This window comes from Dyadobacter sp. CY326 (assembly GCF_021390515.1).
Lineage (GTDB): Bacteria > Bacteroidota > Bacteroidia > Cytophagales > Spirosomataceae > Dyadobacter.
On sequence record NZ_JAJUXI010000003.1, the window covers coordinates 404,514 to 425,829 of the forward strand.

Below are 21,316 nucleotides of genomic sequence, written 5' to 3' on the forward strand. Positions count from 1 at the left end.
AATCAACCCATTAACCCGATCAACTTGAACAATCCTATCCGCTATTTCATCAACTGCCTTTCATTTTTTTCGGCGAAGTGCCATTTCATTTTACTGCTCATATGCTTTATGCAGATTGGCGTTTCTGCTGTCTCTGCGCAGGCAAAGGTGAATGAGGACTCACTGTTTATTCGGCAGAATTATACCAAGATTGAGCGAATGGTGCCTATGCGGGATGGGGTGAAATTGTTTACGGCTATTTACCTGCCCAAGGACATTTCCGCCACGAAAAAATACCCGATCATGCTAAGCCGCACGCCTTATAGTGTGGCGCCATATGGAGCCGATTTGTATAAAACTTCGATTGGCCCGAGCATGCACTTTGCGCGGGACGGTTACATCGTGGCCTATCAGGATGTGCGTGGAAAATATATGTCGGAAGGCGATTTCGAGGCTTACAGGCCCTTTATTCCTGTCAAAAAATCCATTAACGAAACGGATGAAAGTTCTGATACTTACGACACCATTGAATGGCTGATCAAAAACATCGAAGGCAATAACGGCAAAGTCGGAAGCTGGGGCATCTCAGCGCCAGGCTATTACACGACAATGACAACCATTGAAGCGCATCCGGCATTGAAGGCGTCATCGCCGCAAGCGCCTGTAACAGATTGGTTTATGGGCGATGATCGGCATCATAATGGCGCCTTTTTTCTGATGGGCACATTCGCTTTTCTCTCGTCTTATGGAGCTCCGAGGCCGCAGCCGACGCCCAAAGGCGCGCCTGCATTCTCCGCTTACGGCACGCCCGACTCTTATGAGTTTTACAAGAATCTTGGCCCGTTAAAAAATGTAAACGAGAAGATTTTCAAGAATGAAAACCGCATCTGGAACCAGATGATGGAGAACGATACTTACAATGATTTCTGGAAAGCACGCACGCCCGTGCCGCATCTTAAAAACATTAAGCCGGCAGTCATGGTCGTGGGTGGATGGTTTGATCAGGAGGATTTGTATGGTCCGCTCAAAACCTATCAAGGCATTGAAAGTAATAAGCCCCAATCTCCTAACCTGCTCGTAATGGGTCCGTGGATTCATGGCGGCTGGGCGCGCGGGACGGGTGAGTCGCTGGGAAATATTCGCTTTGGATCTAAAACAAGCGCCTTTTATCAGAAAGAAGTGGAATTTCCATTTTTCAATCATTACCTGAAAGACCAGCCTCAGCCCGAACTTCCCAAGGCGTATATTTTCGAAACTGGTGCCAATGAATGGCGGAAATATGACCAGTGGCCGCCAAAAAACACCGTCGAAAAAAAGCTATACATGCATCCGGATGGCACGCTTTCATTCTTCCCCACAATGACCACGATGCAGGTCGGTGCCAAGCCTGCTTTTGATGAATATGTGAGCGATCCGGATAAGCCTGTTCCCTACACCTCGGAAATCCGCATCATTCGCGGGAGCGATTTCATGTATGAGGATCAGCGCTTTGCGGCAACGCGACCTGACGTGCTCGTGTATCAATCCGAAGTTTTAAAGGAAGATGTGACGATTTCAGGCAATGTGTTTGCAAACCTTTTTGTGTCGTCCACGGGCACTGATGCGGACTTTGTTGTGAAGCTGATCGACGTTTATCCGGGTGATGCGCCTAATGACAGTCCTATTAATCCAAACATGAAAATGGGCGGTTTTCAACTTCTGGTGCGTGGCGAAGTGATGCGTGCAAAGTTTCGCAAGAGCTTTTCCAATCCCGTTCCCCTTGTCCCGAACAAAATCGAAAATGTGAAATTCGACATGCAGGACGCAGCGCATCGTTTCAAAAAAGGTCACAAAATCATGATCCAGGTGCAAAGCTCATGGTTTCCGCTGGTTGATCGCAATCCGCAAAAATTTGTAAACATTTACAAAGCTTCAGAGCAAGATTTCCAGAAGGCTAACCATCGGTTATATTTATCGGGAAACAGCGCGTCGTATGTCGGCGTACGTGTTTTAGAATAAAGCTTTGCAAAACAATTTTGAAGAAAGCGCCGCTGTATTGCAATGTTAAGCTTGCAGTTTGTATTCCTCGATTTTCCTGTAAAGCGTTGCAATGCCAATTTCTAGCAAGCGGGCAGCTTCGGCCTTATTGCCATTTGTATAATTCAAAACCTTCTGTAAATGAAGCTTTTCAACGCTGGCAAGTGAGAAGGCGGAGAGATTCTTCGAACCCGTGGTTTTGCCTAATAGTAATTCCAATGGCAAGCTTTCTACATCCAATTGAGGTCCGTCAGTCAGGATAACGCTTCGTTCGATCACGTTTTTCAATTCTCGGATATTTCCGTTCCAAGGATTGTTTTCCAATGCTGCGATAAATTCGGGTGACAAAGATTCGATTCGCTTATTCGCCTTCAATGCATACTGTGCGGCAAAGCTTTGGGCCAGCGCTTCAATGTCTGCAATGCGCTCGCGCAATGTTGGAATGGTGATTTGGAAAACGGATATGCGATAATAAAGGTCGCTCCTGAAATCGCCGGAAGCAATTTGTTTTTGCAAATCACGGTTCGTGGCGGCAATAATGCGGACATTGACTTTCGTCGGCGTTGTGTCCCCTATCTTGATAAACTCACCCGATTCGAGCACACGCAGCAATTTTGCCTGTAATTCCAAGGCGAGCTCACCGACTTCATCCAGGAAAATGGTCCCATGATTGGCCTCTTCAAACAGCCCTTTTTTGTCTTTATTGGCTCCTGTAAATGACCCGGCTCTATGCCCGAACATTTCGCTCTCCATCAGATCCTTCCCGAATGCGGAGCAATTGATCGCGACAAATGGCTTCTTGGATCTGTTGCTGGCCTGGTGAATGGATTGCGCGAAAACTTCTTTTCCTGTTCCCGTTTCTCCCAAAAGCAAAACGGTCGTATCGGTTGGCGCTACACGTCGGGCCAGGGCAATGCATGCTTGCAGTTGTTTGGATTTACCAATAATCGCATCAAATGAATGCTTTTGGCCCAGCTGTTTTTCAAGGGAGACGACGCGTTTGTTCAACTCCGATTTCTCCAATGCTCTGTAAATGAGCGGAATGATCTTGTTATTATCGTCGCCTTTGGTAATGTAATCAAATGCACCATTTTTAATGGCTTGCACGCCGTCAGGGATATTTCCGTAAGCGGTCAGCAGAATGGTTTCAAGCAATGGATATTTCTCACGGACCGTTTTTGCAAAATCAACACCGTTGCCGTCCGGGAGTTTGACATCGCACAAAACGACGTCAATTTCGATTTGTTCGAGCTTTTTTAATGCAGACTTGATGTCCCCGGCTTCGACAACTTCAAATCCTTCGAGTGTGATAACCCTGGCAATGAGGCCTCTTAATTTCGCTTCATCGTCAATGATTAGTACTTTTTTCACAGACTATGCGTAATTATTTGGATGAAGGCAGCTTTGCCAATATTCGAAGATGATTTTAATTCTCTTCTTCAAATCATCAAAACTGTTTTCTTTCTTGAAAAATCCCTGAATAGTTGATTCGTAAGCCGTTGAAATAATGTGCGGATTGTCAGCTGTGCTGAGGAAAATAAACGGAATCGACTTTTTCCTCAAATATTCATTCTCTTCAATCCGATTACGCAGCTCCAATCCATTCATTACCGGCATATTGATGTCGCACAAGATAACAAATGGTTGTTCAGTCGCAGTTTCTAAATAAAGTAAAGCTTCAAGGCCATTAGTGAAAAAAATCAGTGGATTTGGTATTTGCAATTCCTCCACGACGCTTCTGATCAAAAACTGGTCATCGAAATCATCTTCGATTGAGATGATTGGTCCTTTAACTGACATTATTAAGATTTTTGTGATTACTATCCCCCGTAAATATCACATTATTTCAAACGAATACCTATTTAACGGTCAATTCGACCGGGCCAGTGACTTCGAAAATCAGTTGTATTCCACAAAAGACTCGTCTTTGTAACACCAAAGCCACTGCTCGCCTGGCTCCGCGGAAATAGCCACAGGATGCCCTGTTGCGTGATAATGCTGCGTCATGTGTTTGGAAGGCGAGCTGTCACAGCACAATGTCGCGCCGCAAGTCTGGCAAGTGCGGAGGTGCAGCCAGTGCCCGTTGACTTTCTCGCATTCTTCGCAAACATATGCGGCTGGTTTCTTGATTTCGGTAATCTCGCTGATGTGCTTACAAACCTGATCCATTATACTTCATTTAAATACTGGTGAACAAAACTGATGGCCATGGAGCCTTCTCCAACTGCGGAGGTGACGCGGTTCATGGCGCCTGCGCGCACATCGCCTGCCGCGAAAATGCCTGGCGAACTTGTTTCGAGCAAATATGGGTCACGCTGGCCTTTCCAAACCTGACGGAAATTGTCGTAAGCTTTCATTTCCCTGCCGGTTTCAATGAAGCCTTTGTTATTTTTAATGATCTGTAAACCAACCCATTCTGTGTAAGGTTTAGCGCCGATGAAGATGAACAATGCATCGGCTGGGGCGTCACGCTCTTCACCTGTTTTGAGATCCACAAGCCTTAATCCTTCCAAATGCTCATTTCCGGTTGCCTGAATGATCTCCGTGCAACCCAAAATTGACACATTTTCTGTGTTCTTAATCTGATCGATCAGATAGGACGACATAGATGAGGAAAGGTCGGTTTTACGAACGATAATGTAAACGTTTTTTGCAAACTTGGACAAATACATCGCAGCCTGACCTGCCGAATTACCGCCTCCAAGCACGTAAACGTCCTTATTTCCGCAAGAACTCGCTTCCGTGCTCGCCGCTCCGTAATAAATTCCTTTTCCTGTAAAATCTGCAATTCCCTTCGTTTCAAGCTTGCGATAATCTACACCGGTCGTGATAACCACAGCGCGACCATTGATTTCGGTCCCGTCTTCGAGCACGATGGTTTTGTATTGATCCTTTAATTTAATCTCCTTAACCGATTGTGGCGAGAGGAATTCGGTTCCAAAACGCGTTGCCTGCGTGATGGCTCTCCGCGTCAACTCCGAGCCGCTTAATCCCGAAGGGAAACCGAGATAATTCTCAATTCGCGAACTCGTTCCAGCCTGACCGCCAGGCGCTTTGCGCTCGATCAATAAAGTGCTTAATCCTTCGGAAGCGCCGTAAACAGAGGCCGCCAAGCCAGCCGGACCGGCTCCAATGATGATCACATCATAAATTTGCAGCTTAACCTTTGCATTCAAACCGATTTTAGAAGCGACATCAATTAAAGAAGGCGTTTTCAAAACAGATCCGTCTTCAAAAATTACGGATGGAAAATCGGCTGATAAAAGTCCGTTTGTGCTGATAATTTGTTTACCAATTTCACTCGAATTGGCATCCATCCATTGATATGGGACCAGGTTACCAGCCAAAAAATCTTTTATTTCGTGTGATTTGGGTGAAAACTGATATCCGATAACCTTAATGCCGGTAAAATCGGGACGATAGTTGGCTTGCCAGTCATTAAGCAATTCATCGATCGCCGGATAAAGTTTTTCCTCTGGCGGGTCCCACGGTTTCATCAGATAATAATCAAGCTGAACGTCGTTGATGGCCTTAATCGCAGCATCCGTGTCTGAATAAGCGGTGAGCAGCACACGTTTTGCAAACGGAAATAGCACCATTGCCTTTTCCAGAAAATCAACGCCCTGCATTTCCGGCATCCGCTGATCGGACACGAAAATCGCCACTTCTTCCCCTTTATTTTGTAGTTCGAGCAAACTCTCCATCGCCTCTTTGACCGATAAAGTGCTCAAAACCCTGTATTTGTCCCGGTAGTGGGCTTTTAGATCCCGGCTAATCGCCCGTAAAACCTGTGGATCGTCGTCAATTGAAAAAATAATGGGCAAACCCATAGTCTAGTTATTATTTAAGGGTAATGAAATCTAAATTATCCATTGATTGGGAAACACACAAGAAATTCTGTTTTGCCTGGTTCCGAATGCAGGGTCACACTTCCATGATGCTGTTTAATGATGCGTATCACCACATCCAGCCCCAATCCTGTCCCTTTTCCAATGGCCTTGGTGGTAAAAAACGGATCAAATATTTTATTCTTAATCTCTGCCGGAATCCCCGGCCCATTGTCGCAGATCGAAACCTTCACAAATTCCTTATCCCTGTGCGTAATGATGTGCAACTCCGGATTCGGTTGATTTTCCAAGGCATCTATCGCATTGTCTATCAGGTTCGTCCACACTTGGTTTAGCTCCCCAACCATCACCATCACATGCGGAATGGTGGTATCAAACTCCTCCGTAACCTTAATATTACCCTTTTTCAACTTATAATTAAGCATCGTAAGTGTATTTTTGATGCCGGTGTGAATGTCTGTGATTTCTCTTTCTCCACCTCTATCCATGTGCGTGAAGGTCTTTACAGAACCAACCAGATCGGCAATGCGCTTGGAAGCTTCCTGAATGTCAGCGACCATGCGTTCCGTGGTAAGGTTGTTATTCATCCAGAGCAGGATCGGCGAGAAATCGTCTTTGTTGATTTTGCTTTTCAAATCCTCCAAGTCCTCTTCTGTAAGGCCGAATTCAACAATATTTTCTGCAATGTCCTCGCATCCGTTGATATTGTTCGCGTCCAGCCAGTCAAGCACTTCGTCCTCCCGCTCCGACCTTTGCATCATGCTGAGCACAGGCCTGTTCGTGTTCCCCATGATCGACGTCATTTTCTCGTTGATCAGTTCCACTTCGTCCGGAGAAAGGTGAATGGAAATCAGTTTTTTGAATGCTCCCGGCTGCAATAAAAGGTGTTTTTTGAGAGAATCCGAGCCACGGACAATGGCTGCTGCCGGATTATTCAGCTCATGGGCAAGGCCTGCAGACAGCTTGCCTAATGCCATCATTTTTTCATTTTGCTGTTCGAGCTCGGTGAACTCCCGCACGCGGGACGTCATCACGATCACGAGTGCCTGCGTGAGTTCATAATGCGAAACAATGAGCTCGCGCATCTGATCTGCCGGGAAAGTCATGAGCTGGGTCAGCTCCGTGCATTGCCCGTAAGCCACACCCACTTTACCTCTTGAAAAAGGCAATGTGCCGGTTACGGTCCCCGGAAGCAATTCGGCGATAAATAATTTTGTATTGTTTTGAATGCGATACAACTCAATGCGCCCAGAGATAACCACATGTGTTCCTTTGAGCGGCTCGCCGGGCGAGGTCATTAGCTCGCCTTCCGGCAATTCGTAATGTGCGCTCTTATCAATCAACCATTGCAGCTGGTCCTCAGGCACATCCTGAAAAATTTTATTTGATTTTAAATCAGCAACTTTAATATCCTTCATTAGAGAAAAGGTTGGCGTAAGTCAATCTCCTAATTTCGACATATTTGGGAATTTGAAGGCGATTTATTTACGCTAACCTTCCGAAATGAAGCTTGAAGCAACAGTCATCACGGCATGTTATGCGGCGCTTTCCGTCACAATGCGGTTGTAAATTTTATATTCCGGAAGTCCGGCAATGTGCTCGGCCAGGCTGATTTCAACCCAATCCCGGTTACTCTGATGCATGAAAACGCCGTTACAGGTTGGAAAAAGCAATTTCAAAGTTTCCATTGAAGCTTCGTCCATGTTGACTTCCTCATGTCCCAGCTCGGCAGCATGATAGTAACCTGTGCACAAGCCCAGGGAAGTCTCAAACTCGATTTTTACCAAACTTCCTGAAAGTTCTTCCTGCACACTTTCGAAAATAATTTCCTCCCTCAGATCATCCGCAGTGCCCAAAGTTTCCTCTTGTTCGCCCAAAATATCAATGATTGCCATCTTAAAAATCACATTGGTTTGACGAGAACACTCAAAAAACCATTCCCAAAAATCGCTGCTGGCATTCGGTATGATTATTTTATTGTCGCCTTCCCATTTGATCTCGATATGACAGCAAGCAGCAATATTCACATTGGCACATCCGGATGGAGTTACAAGCATTGGAAAGAGATTTTTTATCCTGCCAAAATGAAGCCGACAGCATACATTGCACATTACGCCAGGCACTTTTCGGTTTCTGAATTAAATGGAAGTTTCTACAAATTACCCAAGCAGGAAACGATAGCAAAATGGATCGCTATGGTGCCCGATGACTTTTTATTCTGCCCCAAGATGAGCCGCTTTCTGAGTCATATGAAAAAGCTGCACGATCCGGAAGAGCCATTACAGCGCTTTTTTTCCGTTTTCAGTCCTTTTGAAAAACATCTTGGCCCGGTGCTCGTCCAGCTTCCCGACAATGTGAGATTCAATGAAGCCGTGGTTCGGCCATTTTACGAAATTCTGCATTCAGACTATGCGCAATACAGATTTGCAATGGAAGTGCGCGACGATTCCTGGTTCACGGACGAAAGCATTGCTTTAATGCGACAGTTTAAAATCATCCTGGTTACGGCGCAATCTGCCATTTATCCGTATCATGAAACCATCACGGCAAAGGACATATTTTTCCGTTTCCATGGTCCCGAATCCCTTTACAGCTCATCTTACTCGGATGAGACTTTGCGGGAATATGCATTGAAATTTATCGATTGGGTTAAACAGGGGCACATTGTGTGGGCATTTTTCAATAATGATGTCCATGGACACGCCCTCCGAAACGGAGCAAAACTGAAAGAGCTGGTGAGCGAGCTCAGCTAATACAAATCACATTGTTTCACTAAATCTTTTATCATCATGAGTCTGGTCAAATACAATGAAAAGCGGTCCTTTGAAAAAACACCCGAACCAAAAGGTGGAAAAGCGGATTCGGAAGAATTGATTTTTGTGATACAAAAGCATCATGCGTCCAGGCTGCATTATGATTTCAGGCTGGAAATGGATGGTGTGTTAAAAAGCTGGGCTGTTCCGAAAGGTCCATCAACGGACCCTGCCACCAAGCGTTTGGCCATGATGGTGGAGGACCATCCTTACGATTACAAGGATTTTGAAGGGATTATTCCGGAAGGAAATTATGGCGCAGGAACTGTAATGGTCTGGGATGAGGGAACATATGAGCCACTGGAAGAAGCCAAAACTAAAAAAGACAAGGAAAAGATCATGCTGAAAGAGCTTGAATCGGGCTCGGTGAAGATTCGGATGAAGGGCAAGAAACTGAAAGGTGAATTTGCGCTTGTCAAAACAAAAGGCATGTCAGAAAACTCGTGGCTCCTGATCAAGCATAAGGATAAATTTGCTTCTGACGCGGACATTACGGAGAAAGACAAATCTGTGATTTCCAATAAAACATTGGACGCCATCAAAGCGACCAGCGACAATATTTACGGCGAGCCTAAGCAAGATGAAAAGGCCAAAACTAAGAAGAAAGAAGACGAAGAGGAAGAAAAGCCGGCTGCGCCCGTAGATGAATATCTGGAAAAAGAAAAAGACGATAAATCGAATGAGCCAAGCGCGGCAACAATTTTGAAAAAAGCCAAAAAAGGCAAGTTTCCGGAAGAATTTACGCCGATGCTCGCTACGCTTGTCGACGCTCCATTTGACGATCCTGGCTGGGAATATGAAGTAAAGTGGGATGGTTATCGTGCCATTGCGTACATGCATGACGGTCAGCTGGAATTGAAATCAAGGAATAAAAAATCGTTTAAGGAGAAGTTTTATCCGATTTATGATGGCTTATGTAAATGGAAAAAGAATGCTGTTATCGACGGCGAAATTGTGGTGATCAATGACGAAGGCCACTCGGATTTTGGTGCATTGCAAAACTGGCGCAGCGAAGCCGATGGCGAATTGGTTTACTATGTTTTTGATATTTTATGGCTCGATGGCAAAAGTCTGGTCGACCTGCCCTTGACCGAACGGAAGGCCATCCTGCAAAGCATTGTTACCGAAGACAGTCCGGTGAGAATCGGTTATAGCGTTGCTGCTGAGGGAACTGCCTTTTACGAAGCCGCAAAAGGAATGGGACTGGAAGGAATTATTGCCAAAAAATCGGACAGCATTTACCATCTGGGTTTGCGGACGAATGATTGGTTGAAGATCAAAGTGAACAAGCGGCAGGAAGTGGTTGTTGCCGGATACACACGCAATGCAGGCACAGCAAAGCATTTTAGCGCCTTAATATTAGCCGTTTATGACAATGGTGTGCTGCAATATGCCGGAAAAGTCGGGACGGGTTTTAAGGATAAACAGCAAAAGGAGATGCTCGAACTCTTCAAGCCATTGGAGACAAAAGAAAGTCCGTTCAAAGAAACGCCGGATTACAATAAGCCATCCCGATTCCGCCCCAACCCGCCAAAAGCCAATGCAACCTGGCTGAAACCAGAGCTTGTGTGTGAGATCAGTTTTGCTGAAATAACTTCGGACGGTGTTTTCAGACATCCATCTTTTGAAGGAATGCGGGAAGACAAAAAAGCCAAAGACGTAGTTCGGGAAATAGAAACACCGACCAAGGCGGCCGTTAAGGAGGAACCAGATGCACCTGCAAAGGAAACGAAAGCTGTCAAAAATGATGAAGTCATTAAAAAGCCTGCCAAATCAAAACGCAAAACGCTTTTAAACCCGACCGATGAATCGCAGGTCAGGAAAATTAATGGGAATGAGGTTAAATTTTCAAATCTGAGCAAAATATTCTGGTATCAGGAAAAACTGACCAAGCGAGATTTGGTTAACTATTATTATCAGGTTGCGCCATACATTTTGCCTTATCTCGAAAAAAGGCCGCTTTCGCTCAATCGCTTCCCGAATGGCATTGAAGGCAAAAGTTTTTATCAAAAAGACGTGACCGGAAAAGTGCCTTCCTGGGTCGAAACATTTCCTTACAAGTCTAATGGCGAGGAACAGGAAAAAAACTTCATGATCTGCAACGATGAAGCTGCATTGCTCTACATGGCCAATCTGGGCTGCATAGATGTAAATCCCTGGAATAGCCGGACCGACAAGCCGGATAATCCCGACTGGTGTTTGCTGGATCTTGACCCGGACACGACAAATACATTTGAACAAGTTATTGAAACGGCACTGGCCATCAAGCAGTTGCTCGATTCGTTAAAAATTCCGTCTTACTGCAAAACTTCCGGCTCCACGGGACTGCACATTTACATTCCGCTGGGTGCAAAATATTCCTATGATCAATGTCAGCTTTTTGCGCAATGGGTTGCCAGTCAGGTGCAGCAGGAATTGCCGGAATTTACCAGCATTGAGCGCATGACTAAAAACAGGAAGGGAAAATTATACATTGATTATCTGCAAAACCGCCCGAAAGCAACGCTTGCGGCTCCTTATTCGGTTCGCCCGAAGCCTGGCGCGACGGTTTCGATGCCATTGCATTGGGATGAGGTGAAGATTGGATTGCAATTGAGACACTTTACCATCTTGAATGCATTGGACAGGCTTGATATTGAAGGAGATCTCTTTAAGCCGGTTTTGGAGAAAGGCATTGATCTTGAAGCCATTATCGGTCAAATCGACACTGCGGAATGACTCGTTGTGCAATTCATTTTACACGCAAACAGTAACTCTGCGGCAGCGCTACGAAATAATTGAAAAAAATCTGATAACATAACGTTCAAAATTAATGCAATTTGATTTTTAAAATATAAATTGTCATCCTATACTCCACGTTGCATCTATAAGAAAAGCCCGAAAACTAAAATTCAAAATCATGGATTTCAGCATGATTAGTGGAATGGTAGACCCTGACTACCTGAGTAGAATGTATGAAACGCAGCGCATTGCGCGTGTTGGGAGTTGGGACGCTGACGTAACGAATCAAGCAATTGTATGGTCTGATGTGGTCAAGGAAATCCACGAAGTCGATGCGGATTATCAGCCGGATTTCGTGGCCGTCATGTCGTTTTTCAAAAAAGAAAATCACCGTTCGCGACTGCTTCGCGCGATTCGTGAGATTATTTACAATGGGTCTGTCTTCGACATTGAGCTAGAAATCACCACTGCAAAGGGGAATGAGCGCTGGATCAGAATTACTGGTCGCGCGGAAACACGGGATGGCGTTTGTGTTCGTATATACGGTGCTGTGCAGGACATTCACGACCGCAAAATGATGGAATGCGCGCTTGTGCAATCGCGTAACCGCTTTGAATCTTTGCTTCAAACCGTTGACGGGATTGTGTGGGAAGCGAACGCAGCGACTTTCGAATTTACATTTATAAGTGATCAGGTTCAAAACATTCTCGGATATTCACCAGATCAATGGATGAGCGCCCCCGATTTTTGGCAAAACCACATTCATCCTGAGGATCGTGGGCACGCACTTGCAATCTGCCATACGCACACGCTAGCTGGCAAAAACCATGTTTTTGATTATCGCATGATTGCCGCCGATGGCAGGATTGTCTGGATCAAAGACATTGTGGCGGTGATTAAATCGGATGGTTCGCCTACACTTCTGCGCGGTGTCATGGTGGACGTTACAGAAACCAGGCGGTTTGAGATTCTGGAATATCTTGAACAAACCGTGCTGAAACTGAACTCTCCAAAAGAACGATCACTGGAACGCATATTGTCAGAATATTTACTTGGAATAGAGCAAATATATCCGCGCATGAAATGCTCCATTTTGGAAATTGTCAATGGCAAATTACGCAACTGGGCCTCGCCCAGCCTGCCCGCCGCTTACATTGCCAGCATTGAAGGCCTTTCCATTGGAGAAAGGGCCGGCTCGTGTGGAACAGCAGCTTTTCGGAAGGAAAAAGTTATTGCCAGCGACATTGCCAATGATCCCATATGGAGTGATTTTACACATCTCGCGCTTCCATTTGACTTGCGTGCATGCTGGTCACACCCGATTTTTGACTCCGAAGGCGGGGTAACTGCCACGTTTGCCATTTATTACGATCATGTCAAAGAACCGGGTGAAGATGAATTGAAGGTTATTGACCGGGCAGTCGGAATTCTGAAATTGATTTTCGAAAACAAAAAAAATTCCGAGATCATCAACATGAGCCGCTCACGTCTCGGAAAATATGTGGATGCGCTGAAAAAAAGCAATGAGCGATATCAGCTTGTTAACAAGGCCACAAACGATGCAATTTATGACTGGGACATTCTCAGGGACCACACCGAATGGGGCGACGGCTTCGAGCGGCTTTTTGGCTTTAATTTTAACAACAAGGCATTTCAGTTGAATGACTGGCTGGAAAAAGTGCATCCCAATGATCGGCATGACGTCCAAAATGACCTGATTAATCATTTAACCGACGCCTCAAAAAGCAATTGGACAGGCAATTACCGGTTTATCAAGGCTGACGGCACATATGCTTATGTGGAAGAAAACGGTTACATTTTACGTGATTCGGATGGCAATCCAACCCGCATGATCGGTGTGCTGCGTGACATTACGCGCCAGAAACAGGAAGAACACAAATTTCAGGAAATTGCGCATATGCAGTCGCACGTTGTGAGAGCGCCCCTTGCGCGGGTGATGGGACTTGTTGACCTGATCAAAAACTATCCGCACACTGACATTGAAAAGCAGGAACTGCTGGATCATTTGCTCATATCAGCCAAGCATCTGGATGAAATTATCCGCGACATTTCGGAGAAAACTGCCTGAATTTCAATTTTAAAAGCTCATCCGTAATCCAAATGCAAGGTTCGCAATGTCCGAGAGTCGCAGATATCCGGTGTTTTGCACATAACTGATCATCAGCAAGTCATAACTCCCCAGTTCATAATAAGCGTCGAGCGAACGCCTGCGATTTCTGAAAAACACTTCTCTTCCCACCTTACCGCCAATGTAAGCGCCCGGCCGGAAAGATGTTGCCCACCAATAATAGTTTTGCGGATAATATGAGGGAAGTTTTGTGTCAAACTGCGTCCCAAACGTGTAACTCAAATAAGCGCCAATCGAGAACGGCTTAATGTAATAGGTGTTTTTTAAACGAATGCGCCAAGGCGAATATGTCGTTTTGAGCGACGTGGTTACCAATGCATCACCACCGAACTTTTGCGGCAAAAAGCCAAACATCAGGTCCGTTTCCAACGTTTTGTTGCGCGAAATGTAACCTGGCCCACCAGAAAAAAAACCAATGTTGCCGGCAAACTGCACTTTAATGTGATCGGGCAAATACCATTCACGTTTCAGATCCTGTTCGTAGGTTTCCTGCGCACTGGCGGCAAGGGAACAGATTAGTAAGAGGAGTAAAAAAGATTTTTTCATAAAATTCAATATGCAACGCGTTCAGCCTTGTAACCGCCCTTCCAAGTTGTGAACAGCCAATATCCTCGCTCGCCCGTGCTTGTCGTCAAATAGTAATGGACGCCATCTTCGTAAAACTCGCCGTCGCGAAACGTATGCTGATGCCCGTAAAGTGAAAATTTGACATTATCATCATCTGCCAGGAGCTTGGCGTAACCATCTTGGAGCTTCGGATCGAAATCTCCGTCGAACGGTGGGATATGGGCTATGACAATCGCATTTTTCTTTTCCGGATTGTTGGCCAGTTGAGTTTCGAGCCAGCCCAGATTGGGCACTGTTCCGTTGAACACATACTCGCGCGAGTTGGTGTTGATAAAAATGAATTTGTTGTTTCCGTAATCAAATGAATAGTCCATCGGGCCATAAATTTTGCGGTAAGCGGCCGGGCCATTTGCCACCAGGTCGTGATTTCCGATGACCGTGAGATAAGGACAATTCAATTTTACCATGATCTCATTCACCCATTTGAATTCCTGAGAAAGCCCGAAGTCCGAAATATCGCCTGCATGCAGCACAAACGCCACATCCTTCTGACTGTTTGCGCTTTTAACAAATGCATCCGTCTCGTCATACCAGCGTTGCGTGTCGCCCATGAGGATGAATTTGACCGTATCTGTAAGCGGCCTTGCCTGGATGCGCTCAATATTCTTTTGGTTCAAGTTGCGCTCATCGTCCTTGAAGATAACCTGATTTGGATTGTATTGGAAAATGCCCTCGCAGGCCGCGAGCATCAATCCAAAAACAAGGAAAGCGGCTTTTGGAAAATTTTTCAACGTATGGCCTTATTTAATGAAACATACTGCTGTATACGCAGACCTAGATGTAACCGCGAAATTTGCCTTATAATTCCTGCAAATTCACAGTTTTTGTTGTTGGAAAGGCACATCTCAGGCACGGTTATTGCAATGTGCTGGTAATCATATTTATCAAACGTTATGAAAATTCAAACCATCCGAACGCTGGCATTGCTGGGATTCCTTGCTATCACAATGCCTTCCATGGCACAGGTTGTCTCGAAAGACTCCCTCAACATATTAAAAGAACAGAAAGAAACGATCAAAATCAGCAAGGAGCTGAATGATCGGAAATTGGAATTAGCGAAGCTGGAGAATGAGCTTGAAAATGCAACCCGTGAAGTTGAAAAAACAGCGGAACAGGCACAACGCTCAGCCGACGATAACAAGAAAAATGCCGAAAAGTTAGGCGATGATCCACAGGACAAAAAATTGGCACGACGCGCTGACAAAAGCGCAAGCGGTGCGCAAAAAGATGCGAAGAAAGCCAGAAAAGCTTCGGATCATCTAGATGACCTGCGAAAAGATATAGAATCATTGAAGCGAAAAATCGCTGACGATGAAGCGAAATTGGCCGATTTGCCGCATTGATTTCGCCCAAGACAATCACATAATCCTCTTCTTCATGACGAGTGCACCCGATGACTTAGGTGCACTCTTTTTTTGTTTTAGCCGGGCACACTTTTTTAATCAAATATTTACAAATCAACAAACAATCATCATGGCTACAACAACAGCAAAATCGGGAAGTAAAAAAACAACGGAGTCGGCAAGCGCCTCAAAATCAACAGACAAAGCGACTTCCGCTACAAAAGCTCCTGCGAAGGCGGCAACTAAGGCTGCGGACAAGCCAGCAGCCAAAACAGCTTCGAAATCAGCAGACAAAGCAGAAACCAAGACAGCATCCAAAACGGCGACAAAGGCAGCTCCAAAAACGGCAGCTAAGTCCGAGTCCAAAACAGCGGCAAAAGGATCGAAATAAAGTTTATCTAATACACACACAAAAAGGTCGTGCAGATGCGCGACTTTTTTTGTGTCCCATTTCTTTTTGGAGCGTTCGCGACGATTGAATCAGAAATACTAAATTTGGTGGGCAAGCTTTCTTACCGAGCCATTTGATGATATCGGACAAAATTTACAGACACAAGCAAAACATTCTTTATGGCGTTTCCCTGGCGCTATTGCTGTTTCTGCTTAAATGGCTCGAATTGCGCTTCATCATCATTGACCACATTTTCGAAATTTACGCAGGTGCCATTGCATTAATTTTCACTGCTTTGGGCATTTGGCTTGCATTGAAATTGACCAAGCCAAAAATCACCACAGTTGTAGTTGAAAAAGAAGTTTTTCTGCACACAAGTGATTTTCATTTTAATAAGGAAGAACAGGAACGCCTTGGGCTGAGCAATCGCGAACTGGAAGTTCTGCAACTCATTGCCCTCGGACTAAGCAACCAGGAAATTGCCGAGCGCTTATTTGTTTCCGTCAACACGATCAAAACCCACTCTTCCCGCCTCTTCGAAAAAATGGAAGTCAAAAGTCGGACGCAGGCCGCCGAAAAGGCAAAGCGCATGCGCCTGATCCCATGAGCACGGTCACACTTTTGCATGAAAAAGCAGGCATAAAGTAAATATCACCCGAAAGTATGATCTGAATTAGCCACTAACACCCCAGATTTGCTGCATAACCATTCCCAAAACATTAATGTTATGAAAAAAACAATACTCGTTTGCGGCCTGATAGCAGGAATAATCGTTTCCGTTTTCATGGTCACCTCCGCGGCCATGTGTTACAAAAGCGAAGATTTCGATGGCAGCATTGTGCTCGGATATGCGTCAATGCTACTTGCATTTTCTTTAATTTTTGTTGGTGTGAAAAATTATCGTGACAAGTTTAGCAATGGCAACGTTTCATTTGGGAAAGCATTCACGATTGGATTGTACATTACGCTCATTGCCTCCACAGTTTACGTCATCGTCTGGCTGTTCGATTATTATATTTTCGTACCCGATTTTATGGAGAAATATGCAGCCCACGTGATCAGACAATCACAAGCCGAAGGACTCACAGGCGCCGAAATGCAACAGAAAGTTGCTGAAATGGATGGTTACAAGGAAATGTACAAAAGCCCTATCATGATCATTCTTTTCACTTATCTGGAAATCTTGCCGGTTGGATTGGTTGTTTCCCTACTGTCCGCATTAATTCTTAAAAGAACACCGACGCAGCAAATGTCTGCCTGATAGGCCTGAACTAATAATTTTAATTGGTCAACCGAGGAGCGCTTTGAAAATTATCAAAAAGCACTTTTTGAGGTAAAAACTCTGGCGACGATCTTTGAAGACCATGTCGATGACACTTATGAATGTTTATCAATCTTTGGGAAATGTGTCCATTTCTTAAAAAAACAAGATTGAAAATAGTGTGTGCATAGGTAAAGTATAGTGTGTGTTTATCCAGAACTTTATTAAGCCGTTACAAATAAACGTTAATGGGAATTTGTTCTCAAAGGCGATGAGTGACTGGCGGCGCTCAGTTAGTAATCGGTAAAAAGTTGCGCGATTTGTCGGTTTTGTGCTATTTCTGGGAGCTTGCCAACTTTACATTTACGCAGTTCATATTTGTTTATGGCCAAAAAAATTACTGTCAAATCATAACTTTAAGTCATGCAGCCCATCATCAGACCGTCCGTTCTAACCAAATACATTAAAAATATTTGGATCCTGGAAAACCATGACATTCAGCAAACGGACCATTCATTGAAATTTTTTGCCGATGGTTGTTCGGGACTGATGTTTCAACAGTCGCAGTCCGGCGTTTATATTGAGGAAAAGCCGTTGTCGGATTTATTGCTTTATGGCCAGACCGTTCAGCCCATTGAACTAAAATGCACTGGCAGCTATAAAATGATTGTTTTTATTTTGTATCCATATGCCGTTCATGCATTGTTCGGGTTGAAAGCATGCTCATTAACAGACACTTGCCTCGATATGCGGACTTATTCTGAGACTTCGGAGCAAGTGGCAAACGCGCTGATCCAAGCACATTCAACCGACGATCAGGTGAAAATCATGGAAGCTTTTTTGCAAGCGCAAGCCAGTAACAGCTCGCCCGATTTGGAAATTGAAGAAATGACCACATTCATCATGAATGCAAACGGTGCTGTCACGGTTAAAGATCTGCAACAGGAATCGGACATGTCGGAGCGAACCCTGGAACGCAGGTTTACGCGGCAAATTGGGGTTTCGCCTAAATTATTTTCCAAGATTATCCGGTTTCAATCTTCGATCAAACAAATGGACGCCGGCGATTACAAAAAGCTGTCAGATGTTGCCTATGAGAACGGTTATGCCGATCAATCGCACTTTGTCCGCAATTTCAAAGAGTTTACGCACATTACGCCACGAGCCTACAAACCGAAATATTTCTCATAAAACACGAGGTTGACGGTTTTGTCCAAGTTTGCCAGTGCAGCCAGCAATAGTTTTGATCCGGAAACAAATTTTCATCAAAACCATTAGCACATGAAAACGCTCGTATTAGGCGCCACAGGCAAAACAGGCCGCAAAGTTGCGAAACGACTGCAACAATTAGATGCAGACATCCGGATCGGCTCACGCACCGCCTCTCTCCCATTCGACTGGGAAAATAATGCAACCTGGCCAGCCGCATTGGAAGGAATTGAAGCAGTTTACATCACATTCCAGCCCGATTTAGGCATTCCGGGTGCGTCCACGATTATTGAAGATTTTTGTAAAGCTGCTTTGCAGGCGGGTGTAAAAAAGCTCGTCTTACTCTCCGGCAGAGGCGAGGAAGAAGCGCAGGCATCGGAACAGGTTGTTATGCGTTCGGGACTCGAATGGACGATTGTTAGGGCAAGCTGGTTTAGTCAAAATTTCAGTGAAAGCTTCATTCTGGATTCGGTCTTAGCCGGACATGGTGTGCTGCCGGTTGGCGAAGTGCTCGAACCATTTATCGACACAGACGACATTGCGGACGTTGCGGTCGCTGCGCTTACAGAAGATGGCCACGCCGGAAAGGTTTACGAAGTAACCGGGCCAAGATTGCTCACATTTTTACAAGCGGTCAAAGAAATTTCGGATGAAATTGGCCGGGAAATTACTTTTCATGAAGTGACCGTTGACGAATATGCAGCAATCTTGGCGGAATATCAGGTTCCGGATGGTTTTATTGAATTGCTAAAATATTTGTTCTCGGAAGTTTTGGACGGACGCAATGCGTATCTATCACATGGCGTCGAAGAAGCTTTGGGCCGCAAACCGAAGGATTTCAGCGCATATGTGAAAGAAACCGCGGCAAGCGGCGCATGGGACAACGCCGATTGATTACTAATAAAAAAAGCCAGAGCCCTGAAAGTTTCAGGGCTTTGGCCTCCTAAAAGCAATGTGGTTAAAGCATTTGAATGCGATATAAGTCGAGCCAGGTTGCAACGTATTCCATCACTTCCTCCACGCCGGGCTCTCCGCAAATGTAATGTGAGCGGCCTTCATATTCCTTAAATGATGTCAAGCCAGCTGTATCGTCGTATGCTTCGCTGTTTTTCTCAACCAGTTCTGTTGGGACAATGTGATCTTCTTTGGCGCTGATAAAAAGCAATGGAACGTGCGTTTTGTCCAAATCTACGTGTGCTGACGTGCCCAGGCAACCTCTCAACACATTTCTGCTGTCATGCGTGGCAGTTTCCTCAAAAGCTTGCCGCGCCTGTTCCTCAGACAATGTGTTGCAAAAGCTTTCATGAAAACTTTCGGCAGTTTGAAAAAACGGTTCGTCTCCTTTGAACGGATTTGTAATGGCAGCGACGTTTTTGAAAAATGGCCAATCGAAAGTCATCATCATATTCGGAGCGACGGAGCAGATCGGGACGCCAACACATGCCAGATTGCGATTCACAAAAAGCTGCGTCAGCAATCCGCCAACCGAATGGCCGATGATTATGGGGCGATCCTCAGGCGCAGAGCTGTTTCCTCCCGCGTCAATAATGACTTTTTCCATTGCCGAGATCACATCATCGAGCATTAAGTCGCCCAGCGTCGCAGGCGGATTGTCTCTCAACGCCGACGGCTCCCCTGCGTGGTCAGGCCAGGCCGGTGCGAGGCAGTTATAACCCTGGTTAGTAAAATATGCGACCCATTTGTCCCAACTTTTGGGATTCTGAAACATTCCGTGAATAAAGACAATTGTTCCTTTCATTTTGTTTGTTGATGATTGATTATCAATGCTTGATATGGAAACATTAAAAGCCTGCCACGGCGTTAAGCCAACTTAAATTACCACTTGATGGAATGGATTTATAAAATTTACAAAGCCGACGCACTAACCAACATATATTGGCAATCTCGAAATCTAAAACTGGTCCCGAAAATGAAAATTATATTTTTGCACTTTCAAACTCTCTTTACCATTTTATATTTAGCAATGAACATAACGAAAACCGTCTACCGTCAAAGAGTTTTGGAGATTTTAAATCTGTCATGGGTGCTTGCACTTGACTGGGACGAAGATTGTGAAGCATTGGTGATGGATTATTATGGGCGGATTTTTCGTTGGTGGCCAGAAAACAGAAGCAGACTGCCGCCCAACGATAAAACAATTTATACAAAAGTTAATTCGCTAGTCAGCATCGATGACTCCCAGTCGGTTGAATCGACCATTTACCTGCTGCAAACCTCTTTACGAATTAAAAAGGCAAGGGTCGAATCCGCTACAATTGATCTGGTTAGGGTCATTTTACTTTGTGCGCTTGCAGTCGATAACGACGTTATTCATCCAGATTGCGATCCTGGTTTGCCGCTTACAATGTTATTTCAAAAAGGATACCAGCTCGCGTATACAGATGCGGGAATAGAAGTGCACTATCAAAAGGGCTGGGTAACCGTTCCGTTGCCGAGAAGATCGGCCTTTGAATTTTTGTGATTACTTACTTGCTAAAAAAAACACGATGAAACTTGAAATTCATGATGCTGCGCCGGCGGAGAAGGAGTTGGTTGTGCGTTTGCTGAAAGAGGCTGATCTTCTTACTGAGGATTTGCCAGATGGCCTGCCCAATTTTCTTTTGGCCAAAGAAGACGGGGTGCTTGTTGGAGTAGCGGGACTTGAATTGTTTGGGTTAGTGGGTTTGCTGCGTTCGGTGGCTGTTAATCCTGATCACCAGGGCAAAGGAATTGCCGGACGGATGGTTGAGCAGCTTTTGGCCAATGCTGACGAGCAGCGTGTGCAGGCGGTTTATCTGATCACAACCACAGCTGGTCGCTATTTTGACCGATATGGCTTTACGCCTATCGACCGCGAGCAAGTTCCGGAAGCGATTCAGCAAACGAGACAGTTCAGTGGTCTCTGTCCGTCGTCAGCTGTTGTCATGAATAGAAATGTCACCTAGCAAACGGAATGTTC

At 45.1% G+C, this 21,316-nt stretch carries 21 protein-coding genes; 11 read left to right on the top strand and 10 right to left on the bottom strand.

Features of this window, described 5'->3' with window-relative positions; genetic code table 11:
• The first annotated feature begins 24 nt into the window (after window positions 1-24).
• The gene (locus tag LZG73_RS06100; RefSeq protein WP_233846900.1) at window positions 25-1,977 is read left to right on the top strand and encodes a CocE/NonD family hydrolase; all 1,953 of its coding nucleotides are present in this window, start codon (window positions 25-27) and stop codon (window positions 1,975-1,977) included.
• Window positions 1,978-2,022: 45 nt separating this feature from the next.
• Here the strand turns inward: LZG73_RS06100 and LZG73_RS06105 are convergent, their stop codons facing one another.
• From LZG73_RS06105 to LZG73_RS06130, 6 genes are all read right to left on the bottom strand, one after another.
• Window positions 2,023-3,366, bottom strand: a complete 1,344-nt coding sequence (locus LZG73_RS06105; protein WP_233846902.1) for a sigma-54 dependent transcriptional regulator — start codon at window positions 3,364-3,366, stop codon at window positions 2,023-2,025.
• Window positions 3,367-3,369: 3 nt separating this feature from the next.
• Complete coding sequence (locus LZG73_RS06110; protein WP_233846904.1) at window positions 3,370-3,795, bottom strand: response regulator; 426 nt, start codon at window positions 3,793-3,795, stop codon at window positions 3,370-3,372.
• Window positions 3,796-3,894: 99 nt separating this feature from the next.
• Window positions 3,895-4,164 (bottom strand): UBP-type zinc finger domain-containing protein, encoded by a 270-nt coding sequence (locus LZG73_RS06115; protein WP_233846906.1) that lies wholly within the window; start codon window positions 4,162-4,164, stop codon window positions 3,895-3,897.
• Window positions 4,164-5,825: a response regulator gene (locus LZG73_RS06120; protein WP_233846908.1), complete on the bottom strand. Its 1,662-nt coding sequence runs from the start codon at window positions 5,823-5,825 to the stop codon at window positions 4,164-4,166. The genes LZG73_RS06115 and LZG73_RS06120 overlap by 1 nt, the downstream gene beginning before the upstream one ends.
• 35 nt (window positions 5,826-5,860) lie before the next feature.
• Window positions 5,861-7,261, bottom strand: coding sequence for an ATP-binding protein (locus LZG73_RS06125; RefSeq protein ID WP_233846910.1), 1,401 nt, complete (start codon window positions 7,259-7,261; stop codon window positions 5,861-5,863).
• Window positions 7,262-7,378: 117 nt separating this feature from the next.
• Window positions 7,379-7,738 carry a hypothetical protein gene (locus tag LZG73_RS06130; protein WP_233846912.1) on the bottom strand — a complete coding sequence of 120 codons (360 nt, stop codon included), beginning with the start codon at window positions 7,736-7,738 and terminating at the stop codon, window positions 7,379-7,381.
• A gap of 18 nt (window positions 7,739-7,756) precedes the next feature.
• Here LZG73_RS06130 and LZG73_RS06135 point away from each other — a divergent pair, with 18 nt between their 5' ends.
• The 3 genes from LZG73_RS06135 to LZG73_RS06145 all read left to right on the top strand — a co-directional run bounded on the left by LZG73_RS06135 (window position 7,757) and on the right by LZG73_RS06145 (window position 13,466).
• The gene (locus tag LZG73_RS06135) at window positions 7,757-8,596 is read left to right on the top strand and encodes a DUF72 domain-containing protein (RefSeq protein WP_233846914.1); all 840 of its coding nucleotides are present in this window, start codon (window positions 7,757-7,759) and stop codon (window positions 8,594-8,596) included.
• Between the two features lie 36 nt (window positions 8,597-8,632).
• Window positions 8,633-11,374, top strand: coding sequence for a DNA ligase D (gene ligD / locus LZG73_RS06140; RefSeq protein WP_233846916.1), 2,742 nt, complete (start codon window positions 8,633-8,635; stop codon window positions 11,372-11,374).
• A 181-nt stretch (window positions 11,375-11,555) separates the two neighbouring features.
• On the top strand, window positions 11,556-13,466 hold the full coding sequence (locus tag LZG73_RS06145; RefSeq protein ID WP_233846917.1) for a PAS domain-containing protein: 1,911 nt from the start codon (window positions 11,556-11,558) through the stop codon (window positions 13,464-13,466).
• 9 nt (window positions 13,467-13,475) lie between these two features.
• Here the strand turns inward: LZG73_RS06145 and LZG73_RS06150 are convergent, their stop codons facing one another.
• Both LZG73_RS06150 and LZG73_RS06155 read right to left on the bottom strand, forming a co-directional pair.
• The gene (locus tag LZG73_RS06150; RefSeq protein WP_233846918.1) at window positions 13,476-14,072 is read right to left on the bottom strand and encodes a hypothetical protein; all 597 of its coding nucleotides are present in this window, start codon (window positions 14,070-14,072) and stop codon (window positions 13,476-13,478) included.
• Between the two features lie 5 nt (window positions 14,073-14,077).
• Window positions 14,078-14,884 carry a metallophosphoesterase gene (locus LZG73_RS06155; RefSeq protein WP_233846919.1) on the bottom strand — a complete coding sequence of 269 codons (807 nt, stop codon included), beginning with the start codon at window positions 14,882-14,884 and terminating at the stop codon, window positions 14,078-14,080.
• Between the two features lie 162 nt (window positions 14,885-15,046).
• Here LZG73_RS06155 and LZG73_RS06160 point away from each other — a divergent pair, with 162 nt between their 5' ends.
• The gene (locus tag LZG73_RS06160) at window positions 15,047-15,496 is read left to right on the top strand and encodes a hypothetical protein (protein WP_233846920.1); all 450 of its coding nucleotides are present in this window, start codon (window positions 15,047-15,049) and stop codon (window positions 15,494-15,496) included.
• A 114-nt stretch (window positions 15,497-15,610) separates the two neighbouring features.
• Here the strand turns inward: LZG73_RS06160 and LZG73_RS06165 are convergent, their stop codons facing one another.
• Window positions 15,611-15,907 carry a hypothetical protein gene (locus LZG73_RS06165; protein WP_233846921.1) on the bottom strand — a complete coding sequence of 99 codons (297 nt, stop codon included), beginning with the start codon at window positions 15,905-15,907 and terminating at the stop codon, window positions 15,611-15,613.
• Between the two features lie 116 nt (window positions 15,908-16,023).
• Here LZG73_RS06165 and LZG73_RS06170 point away from each other — a divergent pair, with 116 nt between their 5' ends.
• The 4 genes from LZG73_RS06170 (at window position 16,024) to LZG73_RS06185 (ending at window position 19,251) form a co-directional block, all read left to right on the top strand.
• Window positions 16,024-16,494, top strand: coding sequence for a response regulator transcription factor (locus LZG73_RS06170; RefSeq protein WP_233846922.1), 471 nt, complete (start codon window positions 16,024-16,026; stop codon window positions 16,492-16,494).
• Window positions 16,495-16,614: 120 nt separating this feature from the next.
• The gene (locus LZG73_RS06175; RefSeq protein WP_233846923.1) at window positions 16,615-17,148 is read left to right on the top strand and encodes a DUF4199 domain-containing protein; all 534 of its coding nucleotides are present in this window, start codon (window positions 16,615-16,617) and stop codon (window positions 17,146-17,148) included.
• A gap of 423 nt (window positions 17,149-17,571) precedes the next feature.
• Window positions 17,572-18,339, top strand: a complete 768-nt coding sequence (locus tag LZG73_RS06180) for a helix-turn-helix domain-containing protein (RefSeq protein ID WP_233846925.1) — start codon at window positions 17,572-17,574, stop codon at window positions 18,337-18,339.
• A 90-nt stretch (window positions 18,340-18,429) separates the two neighbouring features.
• Complete coding sequence (locus LZG73_RS06185; RefSeq protein ID WP_233846927.1) at window positions 18,430-19,251, top strand: NAD(P)H-binding protein; 822 nt, start codon at window positions 18,430-18,432, stop codon at window positions 19,249-19,251.
• A 64-nt stretch (window positions 19,252-19,315) separates the two neighbouring features.
• Here LZG73_RS06185 and LZG73_RS06190 read toward each other — a convergent pair whose 3' ends face one another.
• Complete coding sequence (locus LZG73_RS06190) at window positions 19,316-20,116, bottom strand: alpha/beta hydrolase (protein WP_233846928.1); 801 nt, start codon at window positions 20,114-20,116, stop codon at window positions 19,316-19,318.
• Between the two features lie 225 nt (window positions 20,117-20,341).
• On the opposite strand from LZG73_RS06190, the gene LZG73_RS06195 reads away from it, so the two are divergent.
• Both LZG73_RS06195 and arsN2 read left to right on the top strand, forming a co-directional pair.
• On the top strand, window positions 20,342-20,839 hold the full coding sequence (locus LZG73_RS06195) for a hypothetical protein (RefSeq protein ID WP_233846929.1): 498 nt from the start codon (window positions 20,342-20,344) through the stop codon (window positions 20,837-20,839).
• 25 nt (window positions 20,840-20,864) lie between these two features.
• Complete coding sequence (arsN2, locus tag LZG73_RS06200) at window positions 20,865-21,302, top strand: arsenic resistance N-acetyltransferase ArsN2 (RefSeq protein ID WP_233846930.1); 438 nt, start codon at window positions 20,865-20,867, stop codon at window positions 21,300-21,302.
• The last annotated feature ends 14 nt before the right edge of the window (window positions 21,303-21,316 follow it).